Raw genomic sequence first — 12,581 nt, forward strand, 5'->3', positions numbered from 1 at the left:
ACGATGGCTTCGAATAATCACACGACACGCCGTGGCGTGATGACCGCCGGGTTGGGCCTTGCCGCTGCAGCAGCGACCATGCCATTGGTTGCAACTGCAGACGCAGCAACACCCAAAGCTTCACAACCGAAGGGAACGACCATGAGCAGCAGCATCTTCACGACCAAGGACGGCACGCAGATCTACTACAAGGACTGGGGCACGGGTCAGCCGATCGTGTTCCACCATGGTTGGCCCCTCAGCGCAGACGACTGGGATGCCCAGATGCTCTACTTCCTCGGCCAGGGCTACCGGGTCGTCGCCCATGATCGCCGCGGCCACGGCCGTTCCAGCCAGACGGATCACGGCAACGAAATGGACACCTACGCTGCCGACGTCGCAGCGCTGGTTGCACATCTCGACCTGAAGAACGCCATTCACATCGGTCACTCCACCGGCGGTGGCGAAGTCGCCCGCTATGTAGCAAAGCATGGCGGAAACGGCAGGGTCGCTAAGGCAGTGCTCGTCGGTGCCGTACCGCCGATCATGCTCAAGACCGAGAACAATCCCGGCGGCCTGCCGATGGAGGTCTTCGACGGCTTCCGCTCGGCACTCGTTGCCAACCGGGCCCAGTTTTACCGGGATGTTCCGACCGGCCCGTTCTACGGCTTCAATCGCGATGGCGCCAAGACCTATCCCGGCGTGATCGACAACTGGTGGCGTCAGGGCATGATGGGCGGGGCAAAGGCCCATTATGATTGCATCAAGGCCTTCTCCGAGACGGACTTCACCGATGACCTGAAGAATATCGACGTTCCCGTCCTCGTCATGCATGGTGACGACGACCAGATCGTGCCGATCGCCGATTCCGCCATGCTGTCGGTCAAGCTCCTGAAGAACGGTACGCTGAAGGTCTACAAGGGCTTTCCGCACGGCATGCTGACGACGCACGCCGACGTTCTCAACCCCGACCTGCTGGCCTTCTTCAAGGCCTGAGCCACCCCCAAAACGGCCAGAAACGCCCACTGTCCGTGGGCGTTTCTCTCTGTGCTTTGCCTGCCACTGAGCTCTCATCCAGCGCTGGCGAGCGCGCCGGCGGGCCGGCGGCATTGGGAAAAAACATCCATCTTCGCATTGTAGACCTTGGTGGAGACATCCATAAGGCCGAGGATCGAATGGAAGAAATTGTCGTGCGAATACTGCCCGTCGGCGTGCTGCCCGAGGCATTTCATATCGAAGCCGGCAGATTTCGACAGGTCGTCCGATACCCAGGCCAGGAACGGCACGTGCGTCTGCTGCGTCGGCGCGATGAAGTAGGGCGTGCCGTGCAGGTAGATACCATTCTCGCCGAGTGACTCTCCGTGATCGGAGACATAGACGACGGCACCATCCAGCTTGGCAGCGCGCTGCTTAATCTTGTCGATGACGACCGAGACGACGTGGTCCGTATAGAGGATCGTATTGTCGTAGGCGTTGGTGATCTCCTCCGGCGTACAGGCACCGAAATCGTTGGCGCGGCAATCCGGTGTGAAGCGTCGGAACTCCTCGGGATAGCGCTGGAAATAGGCAGGTCCGTGGCTGCCGAGCTGGTGGAGAACCAGCACGCTGTCACCTTTGACGTGATCGAGCCAGGCATCGACCTTGTCCAGAAGGATCGCATCCAGGCATTCGCCATCCTTGCAGAAGCGCGGATCCTTGGAATTCGGCAGGTATTCGTAGGCCACCCTGTCGGTGACGTTGTAGCTGCCGGTGTCGTTGTCCAGCCAGGAGACGTCCACCTTGGCATGACTGAGGACATCCAGAAGATTCTGGGTCTGCAGCCCCTTGCGATGGGTGTAGTCGGCGCGCGGGTAGATCGAGTACATGCAGGGAATTGACGTCGCCGTCGCCGTGCCGCAGCTGGTCGTGTTGGGGAAATAGACGACGTCCTGCTTCTTCATCTCGGGATTGGTATCGCGGTTATATCCACCGAGCGAGAAATCCGAGGCGCGCGCGGTTTCGCCGGCAACGATGATCGTCACCCGAGGCTTGCCGGAGGGATCGATGTTGACCCGGTGGGCGTCCGTCCCCAGGGGCTCGGCGACGACATGCGCATCCTTCTGTGCCGACACGACGTAGCTGACGGCATTATTGATCGGCATGAACGGGTTGAGGGTAGCCAGGATATCGCGGTGGGCGCGCCCGACGCCGGCAAAGACCTTGTAATAGCTGATGCCGGCGCCGGCAAAGATAGCAAGGCAGCCGAGGATGATCGCCGTGTTCTGCGCCAGCTTCGGCAGGATTGTCCGGTGGCGGATACGCACCCAGATTATCAGCAGCGACGGCAGCAAGGCTGTCAGCAGTAGATGAAGGGCAAATCGGAAGGTAATGAGGTGCCCGGCCTCGGCGCCGGTCGAAACGGCCGCGTTGCGGATCATGTCCTTGTCGATGACGACCCCGAACTGGTCGTTGAACCAGGAACAGGCGGACGATACCAGGACAAAGAAGATCAGGATCGGCTTCGTGACATATTTCGCCGAGAACAATGTGACGACGGCCATGAAAAGCGCGGAGATGCCGATGACAAATGCGGTGAAGGCAAGCGCATTTCCGGTCAGGTAGCCATGGGCCTTTTGCCAGAACGTCCAGTTTGTGACGACCAGCAGATAGAGCGTCGTCAGGAAGCAAAGCGTCACGCTTCCCAGCACGGGCCGACCGAAGGGCCGCGCGTTTTCGGTGTTACGATCGTTCAAAGAAGGTCTCCAAAATGGCATGCCCGGGCGTGCGGTACGAGGCCGGCTGCACCCTGGCAATGCAGCAGAAAACAATGTGCGATTTTCCTGACATCTACCTGAACGAAGGCATTCTTGGGACGAGCGCCAGGGTCCTATATACCTCGGAGCAGACGATGAAAACCGATGGGCACTGGTACGCCTGCCGAACGGTCAAGATGGCCGGAACGCTTGCCCCCGTGTTGCGGATCGCTCCAGGCTTCCTACATAGGGACTACCCTGATCCGGGCCCCTCTGGTGCAAGCTTTTGGCTGCTTGTGCGATGTCGGATCGCACGTCACGGCCAACTGGAAACCAAAATGCTCAGCGCCCTCGTTTTTTATTTCGTGCAGCTCCTTATCCTCGACCCGTTTCAAACCGAGATTACCAGCCGCCTTGCAAAGGCCAACGTGCCTTACGAGGTCGTTGCCAATGTCAGGGCCTGCACGACCAGCGCCGGTCAGGTGATCACCGACCACGCCACCACAAATCCTTTGCCGCTCGTATCCATGGCATTCGACATCTGGGTCCTCGGCACCGCACCCGATCGCATCCTGTCGAACGCAGTGCCAAGCTGCCGCCCGGCAATCGAAACTGCAAAATCCTTCCTGGCGCAGCAGTCGGCATAAGGCCTTCCAGCCTTAAGACCGGCGTGCGAAACGCCTGCTTCGGCATGCATTGACATACCTCGCGAAAAATGAGAACATAAAGAGAACAAATGGAGACGTGCAGATGGACAGTGCCAACCTCGTCATTCAGAAGACTCTCGAAATCGTCGCAAAATCAAGAGCTGCGCGCGAGCATGCCGAACGACAGCGCAAGGAAACCTACTCCCGCCTGCAATTCGGTCGTTCGCTCGAGCACTATCTTGAAAAGCCGGGACAGCAACTGAAGCTCCGGCTCGACTCCTGAAGCTGGAATGTCAGCCGGCGGCCAGCAGCTCCGGTTTGGCGCTACCCGGCATACTGTCGGCCAGTATGGCAGCGGAGACCACGCCACCGATATCGTTTGCGCTGGTAATGCCCTGGACGAAGGGTAGCTTGTGCAGCAGGAACGAGATTGCGGCGCAATAGAGCTTGTTCGACACCGGGCTTTCGAATTTCGGCCGGAAAGCATCATCCAGGTCGATGCCGCCGGTCCGCACCACGGCCTGGTGACCGTCCGGCATGATGATCGATGACGCGGCACTGGTGGCTGCCTTGCGAATGACGCCCTGCTTCAGGAGGGTTGGAAACGGAATGTCCCGTACCGACAGCGGATGCTGCCCCGTCGCGTCGATGAAGGCGCCGAAGGTTAGTGTCTTGCCGTCGTAGGTGACCTCTGCTCCGCGCTCGACCCGCTCGTTGTCGATTTCGTAGTCGTCGCCAAGGGCAACGATATCCAGCTTTCCCGCGCGCCGCAGCGCCAATATCCTCTTGATGGATTCATGCGGCACGGTGGCATAGTCATCGATAAAAATGCTTTTAAAGTGCTTGTGAAACCGCTTCAGGTCCTCGCTGTCCAGCTGCGGTACCGCGCGGGCAATCGCCTCGTGCATGCGCAGGATCGCATAGCGCCATGGCACGGTATGGCGCTGCTGCTTGTTGCGCGCCGCTTCGGCAAGGTTCAGTGCCGCCCAGGCGAAAGGATCGCGGGATTCGCGCTCTGCGAAATAAGCGGGTCCGATGGTCTCGATCGTCCGCAGCGACAGGCCGATACTCGCCGAATACTCCGGATCGTTGGCGAGCAGTTCGGCCTTGAACAGGTCGAAGATATCGTCGAGCAAGTTGCCACGGCTCGTCGCCAGCAAGGCGTCGATCGCTTCATTCGTGCAGAACTGCAAGGGAAGGTAGGGGATCTCGTGATAGAAGTCGGCTTCCGGCAGAAGCCCCTTGCGGGACATCATGGTGATGCTGAAGCCCTCTGAATCGGAGGCCTGCTGGTATTCGAGCAAACCGCTGGCATCGACATAGAATGCGCCATGTGCCGTCGCCACGGTCACCATTGCGTCGATTGCACTCAGCGATGTCCCGAGGATGCCAACGGCGCAATTGCCGATCGACTTCAGATTGACTGCCGGCCAGGGCGACATGAAATATCCCGGCTTGATCTCGATGTTGTCAGGCCAGTCGTGGCCGGTCGCCATGACGACGTGGTCGAACCCGTAATCGGCCTGCGTCCCATCCGGCCGCTGAGCCACGAGGGCAATGTCGTCAACCTGCAACGCGATGTCGATGACGCGGTGGCGCGGCTTGATGTCGATCCTATGCCCCCGCTCCTTCCCCGCCTGCACGAGCTGCGAGAACTGAGCCTGCAGATACTCACCAAGAACCACGCGCGGATAGAACTCGCGCTCGTCAATTGCGTCTCGCGACACGTGCAGTCTCTCCAGCCCAGCGTCGCTCTGACGCCGAAGCCAGGCAACCAGCGTCTCGCAGATCGGCGGCAGCTCGATGCTGGCGATATTCGACAGCATCGCTTGGTCGTTCAATGCCGGATGATAGGGCGTTCCCTTGCCCGGATCCGGCTCGATCTCGAAGATGGTGATGGACAGCGGCTCGGGCGAGCCTACCAGACCCTTCAGCGTATAGATGCCGGTCGGGCCGGAGCCGATAATAGCGATGCGCGTCATGGAAGCTTTCAACGGCGAACGCTGATAAAATGGTTCGCGAACTTGACGATATGGAACGACGACCGCCGTTAGCAAGATTGAAAATCAAATCCGTCCGCCACCGGACGTAGCCGTAAGATAGCCCGGACCCCGTTGACGCGTCAGATCGCCATCGCCGCCCCTCCATTGCCAACGGCCATGATCCGACCATATCAATCATCGCGCACGAACGGCGTGCGGAGGATCGAAAGTGAGCCAATCTCAAGTGACTGCAACCGGCACGGCCACCTGGCTGGGCTTTATCGTCATGTGTGTCGGCATGTTCATGGCGATCCTCGATGTCCAGGTGGTGGCGACATCCCTGCCGACCATCCAGAGCGCACTCGATATTCCTCAGGATCAGATGAGCTGGGTGCAGACCGCCTATCTCATCGCGGAGGTGATTGCGATCCCGCTGACCGGCGTGTTGACGCGTACCCTGACGATGCGCTGGCTGTTCGTGCTTGCCGTCACGGTGTTCACGCTCTCCTCGGCCGGTTGTGCCGCCAGCGACAGCTTTTCGGAGTTGATAGCCTGGCGGGTGCTGCAGGGTTTTTCCGGAGGCACGCTGATTCCGGCTGTTTTTTCTGCCGTCTTCATCCTGTTCCCGGTAGCGCGGCAGGGTATAGCCACCACCATCGCCGGCGTTCTTGCCGTTCTCGCCCCGACGGTCGGCCCGGTCGTCGGCGGCTGGATCACCGAAACATATTCCTGGCACTGGCTGTTTCTGATCAACATCATTCCAGGCATCCTGTCGGCCGGTATCGCCGGCTTCCTGCTGCCGAAGTCGACGATGCGCTTGGGCACGTTGAAAACTCTGGACCTCGTGTCGCTGCTCGCGATGGCCGTGGCACTCGCGGCCCTCGAAATTGCCCTCAAAGAAGCCCCGCAGCGCGGATGGCTGTCCGGCCTCGTGCTGGGCCTGCTGGTGCTCAGCCTCGCCAGCCTTTCGATGTTCGTGCGCCGGACATTGAAAGCCGGGGTGCCCATCGTCGACCTCGGAAACTTCGCCGACCGGTCGTTCCTGGTCGGCTGCATCCTGAGCTTCGTTCTCGGCATCGGACTGTTCGGATCGGTTTATCTGATGCCGGTGTTCCTGGCGTTCGTGCGCGGTCACAATGCGCTCGAAATCGGCACCATCATGCTGGTCACCGGTGTGGCCCAACTGCTGACAGCGCCGATCGCCGTCTTTCTCGAGCAGCGCGTCGGGGCGCGACTTCTCTCCGCAGCAGGGTTCACACTTTTTGCCGTCGGCCTCGGGATGAGCGCGTTCCAGACGCCGGACAGCGATTCCGCCGCGATGTTCTGGCCCCAGGTCATCCGTGGCGTGGCGATCATGTTCTGCCTGCTTCCACCGACGCGCCTTGCCCTCGGCAACCTGCCCGAAAGCCGCGTTCCCGACGCCAGCGGTCTTTTCAATCTGATGCGCAACCTCGGCGGTGCTATCGGCCTCGCCTTGATCGACACGGTGATCTACGGCCGCTCGCCGGGCCACGGTACGGCATTGATGGAAAAGCTTGCCGCCGGAGACGTAGCCACGGCGACCTATGTCGGCATACCGCTCGACATGTTCACCTCCCGCCCGTCAGGACCTATCGACGACGCCACGCGATCCATGCTGCAGCCATTGGTCGAGAAGGCAGCGCTCACCCAGTCCATCAATGAGGCATGGGCAATGGTGGCCATCCTGACCCTCGCCGCCCTGGCCTGCGTCCCATTTGCCATCAGGGTGCGCTCGGAGACAAAACGGAACTAGGAGCATGACCCCGTCATGCCCGTGAGATCGTACTCAGAAGTCAGCGGGAGGACGATGTCTGCGGCCGCTCGTTTGGGAGGATGAGGTTAGGCTGGGCTATCGCCTGCGGCTTGCCTAGCAGGTAGCCTTGGCCGATGTCACAGCCCAGGGCCTGCAGCCGCTGGAGCTGGCTCTCCTCCTCGATGCCTTCCGCCGTGATCTTGATGCCGAGCCCGCTGCCCAGCGAGATGATTGCCCTGACGACCTTGTCCTGCTTGTCGCTGTTTTCGAAGGTCGCGACGAAGCTCCTGTCGATCTTGATCTTGTCGAACTGGAATGCGGACAGTTGGGATAGGCTGGAATAGCCGGTGCCGAAATCATCCAGCGCGATTTTGATGCCGGCCTTGGTGAACTGATCGAGGACATAGCGGGCCGCCTCGGGATCCTGGATGAGCGCGCTTTCCGTCACCTCCAGTTCCAGCCGGTGGACGGGAAGGCCGACCTCTCCTAGAACTTGCATCAGGCGAAGCCCCAGCAGCCTGTCGCTGAGCTGGACGGGAGAGATGTTGAACGACAGCACGGTATCAACTGGCCAGGACAGAGCATCCCGGCAGGCCGTTCGAAAGAGACTGTCGGTCAGTTCGACAATCAGGCCGCTATCCTCGGCGAGCGGAATGAAGTCGCTGGGCGGAATGAATCGTCCCGGCGAGACCTCCCATCGCGCAAGCGCCTCGTAACCGACGATCTCCCGGGTCTTGAGATCGACCAGCGGCTGGTAGTGCGGACGGATGTCTCCCGCCTTCATGGCGCGCTTCAGGTCGGCTTCCATCTGGACGCGCTTTTCAAGCTCGGTCTGCATGGCGGGTACGAAGGTCCTGACGCCGTTGCGGCCTGTTTTCTTCGCGGCATACATCGCGCAGTCGGATTGCTGGATAGCCTCCGCCAAGGTGGCGCTATCCTCGGGGATCCGCGCGATGCCGACGCTGGCGCCCACGTCGACGTTTGCAGCGTTGATGGACATCGGCTTCGAGATATTGCTGACGATGCGGTTTCCCACCGCGACAAGATCGGGATTTCCCATCCTCTCCGTGATGACAAGGAACTCGTCGCCGCCCAGGCGATAGACGTTGGCATCCGGAAAAATGTAGCGAAGCCGCTCCGCCACGATCTTCAGCACCTGGTCACCGTAATCGTGGCCGAGAAGGTCGTTGATCTTCTTGAAGCCATCGAGGTCGATGCTGAAGACTGCGTATCCATCCTTGCAGGCAAGGTTTTCTCGTGTCGCCGCATCCGCGCCGAGAAAACGCCTGTTGGGGAGCTCGGTCAGGGGATCGTGGCAGGCAATCCAGTCGACATGTCTCTCGGCGGCATGTCTCCGGCGAATTTCTTCCGCCATGTCCTTTATGCGGACCAGCGAATAGATCAGACCCAGGGCGCCGCCGATATTCAGGGCCGTAAAGACCTCATCGAAATCGTATTTCTCGTTTTCGCGGAAAAATGTATCGAGGGCCTCGTGCCCGTTGTAATGAACGGCCAGCCCGTAGATCACCAGGAATGTCGCAATCCAGAGGATTGCTTCGACCTTGGCGCGATTTCGGCGCAGTGATTGCACAGAGCTACTCCCGGAAACGGAAAATGGCTTCATGCCGATCGTCGGAATACATCTCCCGCCGCTGTTTATGCATTTTGCCGAATATATATTGCAGCGGGGTTAAAGTGTTTCGTCGGAGAAAGATGGTCATTTCCGGCGCAAGCTGATCGCCGATAGCCAACATACCGTTGGAGGCAGCTTTGCAGAAGGCCCGAGGTTCACCCGGATCTAGCGGGGAGAAAGAGGCCTGGCCAGGGAGACCAGGCCTCCGCCATTGGAGGTCAATCCAATTGGTGTGCTACGTTGAGCGGCAGGGAATGTCGCGCGTAGCATCGTTACTGTTAGCCTAGCATAAGTTTTCGGCAACGCATTCCTGCGCTAGCAGCACGACCAGGATCACATCTTCTAGGAGACGTGGCTGCTTGTGCACATTAATAAAACGGCGTGCGTCATGCCGTTCAGCAAAGCCGCCGCGGTGGCACGCCGGTCATGCGTTGTGAACCACAAAAAACATGGCCCGACAAAAGCCGGGCCATGCTCAGACTGCTTTAAAGAAGCTGTCTATTAGAAGCTGCGCTGGAAACGCAGGATACCAGCCCAGGAGTGTTCGTTTGTCGAATCCCAGTTGGTGTATTCGACTTCAGGCTCGACGGTCAGGCCCTTGACTGGCTGGAACTTGACGTTTGCAGCAGCGGCAAAGATCTTCGAGTCTGTGTAGGCGACCTGAACGTTGGCCTTGAGCTTGTCGTTGATGGTTGCAGAACCACCGCCCCAGACTGCCCAGTCACCCCAGCCGCAAAGCTCTTCCTTGTTCGCAGGGCAAGCACCGTCGGTAACATAGCCCGAAGCGTACTTGTTGAGCTTGTCGCCGTCTGTGTTCCAGCCGCCCATCAGGAATGCCGAGAAGGTGCCGAAATCGGCATCGACGCGAGCCTTGATGGCGCCTTCTTTGACGATCGAGTCGTAGCCGCCGACAACCTTGATGCCCCATGCGCCCGACTTGAAGCCGAAGCCCAGAACACCGTCTGGAACGTACTGGTCGTTCTTGGAGATCTGCCAGCTTTTGCCGTTGCTCTGGGTGAAGCTGGAGTCGTAGTAGGTGTCGCCGCTCGAATTGCTGTCTTCGATCGAAGCGAGAGCCGTGAAGCCATTGCCCGGATCAAACGTGTAGGTCAGCTGGTTGAGTTCGGTGTTCGTCGGTCCAGGGCCGTAGGAAACCACGTCGTCCTGGATGATGTCGCCAGCATAGCCCGGATAGGACGAGAACTGCGAGTCGGCCTTGCCGACGAGGAAGCCGCCGAGGCTGATGTTGGCAAACAGCAGCTTTGTGGAGTTGTCGCCTTCCTGCGAATCCCAACGCATGACCATGTCGGTCTTCAGCGCGCCGTATTCGGTGTCGCTGGCAGTGTCGAGGCTGAGTTCAGCGCGGGTGTGCCAAAGCGTGCCGATCTTGTGATCAGGCTGGTAGGCATCTTTCCACTCGCCTTCAGTACGAACCATGCCACCGATCTTCAGGCAGGTTTCCGTGCCTGGAATGTAGAAGTAACCGGCGCCGTAGGCATCGCAAATGCGAACATATTCGAGCGGTTCCGGCTCAGCTGCAACAATTGCGTCCGCTGCATTGGCAGCCGAGAATGCCGAGAGGGCGGCAGCCGATGCAAGGAGAAGACCCTTAATCATCATCTTTAAAATCCATTTCTTCGGTGCAGGTCGCTTGTATCGAGAGGGTCGATACGGTCTGAAGCCTGCTAGGTGGGAGCCTGTTTTATCCGGAGCTTTCGCCCGTGGACCAAGGCTATGGCGAAAGGGTGCGGCCGCACAACTTCCGTCTCGCCAAACGGGGCCGCTGGAAGAGCCGATTTCCAGCGACGCGGCTGTGAAAACACATTTAGAAAACGGCTAGCACGACTACGTTTTGTAATAGTCACCCGGAAGACGCATTTCGGGCCCTTGAGCCCTCCGACCGGACATGGGGGGAAGGCCGTCCTTGCGAATCGCGAACGAGCAGAGCGCGCGCTTTGAGACGCGGCGATCCGATCGTTCGTCAGCTCAGGCAGCCCGGACAAGGCTCGCGCAAGCGCTGGGAGCGAATATCGTGACAACATGTATCTGAAAGCGGAACCACGCCGGGCAAGGCGGGGCGCGCCGCATAGTGGAAGGCTTGAGAGTTTGATTGGTGCAGCGGCTCAGATCCAGACATTTGCGGACCCCAACCTGATCATCGGCAAGGCGCCGATCGTGCGGGCGATCTATGAGCAGAGAGACATCACGCCCCTCTGGAACCAGCTGCTGGAGCGGGCTTCTGCCGATCTCGGCGACGCTGCCGCCTTCATGGATGCCTCGATCGTCCTACATACGGTGGGCGAGAAGGAAAAGGCCGTCATCAGCCAGAAGGCTGCCCTCGATATCAGCCGCCAGTACCGGATCCAGAATGGCAAGGGCACAGGCCTGGACATTCTGGTGTTCATGACGGCTGGCGATTTCATGGCAAATACGCCGATCGAGTTTCTGCTCGAGCATTCGGATACCAACCTCCTGCTCTATTACGTCGACGCGGAAACCCGGGATCTCTCCGATATCCCGGCACATGACGTCGCCTTCGTCGCGGTTGGTGAATCCACGGACAATCTCCCGGTCCTCGAAAACCTCAAGCGGCTTTTGCGCGACTGGTCGGGACCGATCCTGAACAATGCGCCGCAGTCCATCATGGATCTTTCCAGGGATGGCGTTTCCAATGCCTTCAGGGACGAGCGCTGGGTTCTCGCGCCTGCAACCGTTCGCGTCGATCGTCAAAAGCTTCAGCGGCTCGCTGCTGGCGAGATCGAACTGGGCTCCATCCTCGACGCAACGAGCTTTCCGATCATCGTCCGGCCACACGGCACGCATGCGGGCAAGGGCATGGAGAAAATCTCGGCCCGCTGGGAGCTTTCGGGCTATCTCGCCGCGCACGCCGACACCGAATTCTACCTGACGCCCTTCATCGACTACAGCGACGAGGACGGAAAGTTCCGCAAACAGCGCATCGCGTTCATCAATGGCAAGGCCTATGCCAGCCACCTGGCGATTTCCGACCACTGGATGGTCCATTACCTCAGCGCCGGCATGGCTGAGCATGCGGAGCGTCGCGAGGAAGAAGGCCGCTGGATGGCCAATTTCGACACCGACTTCGCCGTCCGCCACGCAGCAGCCTTCGACGCCCTGCATCGCCGCTTCGGGCTTGACTACTTCGCCATCGATTGCGCCGAGTTGTCGGACGGACGTCTGCTGATGTTCGAAGCCGACGTCGCCATGATCGTCCACTCGATGGATTCCGAAAAGGTCTTCCCCTACAAGAAGCAGGCGACGACCAAGCTATTCGCAGCCTTCGAAGGCGCACTGAGAGATCGCATGCTGCGCGCGACCTCCGCCTCCGACGTCACCTGTGCCCATACGGGAAAACCGGCTGTCTACCAAAGGACTGACGACGACTGCCTGATCTGCGCGCTGGCGATGTTTACCGGCAGGACCTACGAAGACATCCAGGACATGGCGATAAAAAGCGACCCCCGGTTCCCTCTGGGCGGGCCCATGAGCCACTCCATCATGCGCGGCGTCGCCAACGCATGCGGCCTCGTGCTGCTCAGTGGTATCTACATGCTGTGGGACAAGCCCGGGATCATCGGCGTCGTCTCACCGACGGTCCCCGACACCGGGCATGCGGTCTTCTGGGACGGCGAGAAGATCATCGACCCCGGCTCGAGCGCACGCGTCGACCGCGCATATGTCGACCGTTGCGGGCTGGAGTTCACCCAGCGCGCCCGTGATCTTGCGCCGCTGATCCAGCACGAAATGCAAATCTCCTATATCGCCGGCGCCGTGGCGGTCGACGAGCCGATCCTCTGAAGCCGTCGTTCGCAG

Annotated in this window: 9 protein-coding genes; 5 read left to right on the plus strand and 4 right to left on the minus strand. The window is 59.9% G+C overall.

Going from position 1 to position 12,581, the window contains the following annotated elements; all coding sequences use genetic code 11:
- Nucleotides 1-3 precede the first annotated feature (3 nt).
- Nucleotides 4-975: an alpha/beta hydrolase gene (locus tag EQW76_RS20585; protein ID WP_161990972.1), complete on the plus strand. Its 972-nt coding sequence runs from the start codon at nt 4-6 to the stop codon at nt 973-975.
- Nucleotides 976-1,049: 74 nt separating this feature from the next.
- On the opposite strand, the gene EQW76_RS20590 is transcribed toward EQW76_RS20585, so the two are convergent.
- Nucleotides 1,050-2,732, minus strand: a complete 1,683-nt coding sequence (locus tag EQW76_RS20590; RefSeq protein WP_142830873.1) for a phosphoethanolamine--lipid A transferase — start codon at nt 2,730-2,732, stop codon at nt 1,050-1,052.
- A gap of 317 nt (nt 2,733-3,049) precedes the next feature.
- On the opposite strand from EQW76_RS20590, the gene EQW76_RS20595 reads away from it, so the two are divergent.
- Entirely contained in the window at nt 3,050-3,358 is a 309-nt protein-coding gene (locus tag EQW76_RS20595) for a hypothetical protein (protein WP_142830871.1), read from the plus strand.
- A gap of 103 nt (nt 3,359-3,461) precedes the next feature.
- Nucleotides 3,462-3,641, plus strand: a complete 180-nt coding sequence (locus EQW76_RS20600; protein ID WP_111218572.1) for a hypothetical protein — start codon at nt 3,462-3,464, stop codon at nt 3,639-3,641.
- Nucleotides 3,642-3,651: 10 nt separating this feature from the next.
- Here EQW76_RS20600 and EQW76_RS20605 read toward each other — a convergent pair whose 3' ends face one another.
- Nucleotides 3,652-5,340, minus strand: coding sequence for an FAD/NAD(P)-binding protein (locus EQW76_RS20605; RefSeq protein ID WP_142830869.1), 1,689 nt, complete (start codon nt 5,338-5,340; stop codon nt 3,652-3,654).
- A gap of 286 nt (nt 5,341-5,626) precedes the next feature.
- Between EQW76_RS20605 and EQW76_RS20610 the strand changes: the two genes are divergently transcribed.
- On the plus strand, nt 5,627-7,114 hold the full coding sequence (locus EQW76_RS20610) for a DHA2 family efflux MFS transporter permease subunit (protein ID WP_143123184.1): 1,488 nt from the start codon (nt 5,627-5,629) through the stop codon (nt 7,112-7,114).
- A gap of 40 nt (nt 7,115-7,154) precedes the next feature.
- Here the strand turns inward: EQW76_RS20610 and EQW76_RS20615 are convergent, their stop codons facing one another.
- Nucleotides 7,155-8,705 carry an EAL domain-containing protein gene (locus EQW76_RS20615; RefSeq protein WP_143123156.1) on the minus strand — a complete coding sequence of 517 codons (1,551 nt, stop codon included), beginning with the start codon at nt 8,703-8,705 and terminating at the stop codon, nt 7,155-7,157.
- A gap of 543 nt (nt 8,706-9,248) precedes the next feature.
- Complete coding sequence (locus EQW76_RS20620; protein ID WP_142830867.1) at nt 9,249-10,367, minus strand: porin; 1,119 nt, start codon at nt 10,365-10,367, stop codon at nt 9,249-9,251.
- Between the two features lie 486 nt (nt 10,368-10,853).
- On the opposite strand from EQW76_RS20620, the gene EQW76_RS20625 reads away from it, so the two are divergent.
- Nucleotides 10,854-12,566: a tetratricopeptide repeat-containing protein gene (locus EQW76_RS20625; RefSeq protein WP_202617190.1), complete on the plus strand. Its 1,713-nt coding sequence runs from the start codon at nt 10,854-10,856 to the stop codon at nt 12,564-12,566.
- The last annotated feature ends 15 nt before the right edge of the window (nt 12,567-12,581 follow it).

It is taken from the genome of Rhizobium sp. rho-13.1, assembly GCF_007000305.1.
In the GTDB taxonomy this organism is placed as follows: domain Bacteria; phylum Pseudomonadota; class Alphaproteobacteria; order Rhizobiales; family Rhizobiaceae; genus Rhizobium; species Rhizobium rhododendri.

Coding starts and splice junctions, on each gene's coding strand:
- EQW76_RS20585 (WP_161990972.1), top strand. CDS start 4: ATGGCTTCGAATAATCACACGACACGCCGTGGCGTGATGACCGCCGGG.
- EQW76_RS20590 (WP_142830873.1), bottom strand. CDS start 2,732: ATGCCATTTTGGAGACCTTCTTTGAACGATCGTAACACCGAAAACGCG.
- EQW76_RS20595 (WP_142830871.1), top strand. CDS start 3,050: ATGCTCAGCGCCCTCGTTTTTTATTTCGTGCAGCTCCTTATCCTCGAC.
- EQW76_RS20600 (WP_111218572.1), top strand. CDS start 3,462: ATGGACAGTGCCAACCTCGTCATTCAGAAGACTCTCGAAATCGTCGCA.
- EQW76_RS20605 (WP_142830869.1), bottom strand. CDS start 5,340: ATGACGCGCATCGCTATTATCGGCTCCGGCCCGACCGGCATCTATACG.
- EQW76_RS20610 (WP_143123184.1), top strand. CDS start 5,627: ATGTGTGTCGGCATGTTCATGGCGATCCTCGATGTCCAGGTGGTGGCG.
- EQW76_RS20620 (WP_142830867.1), bottom strand. CDS start 10,367: ATGATGATTAAGGGTCTTCTCCTTGCATCGGCTGCCGCCCTCTCGGCA.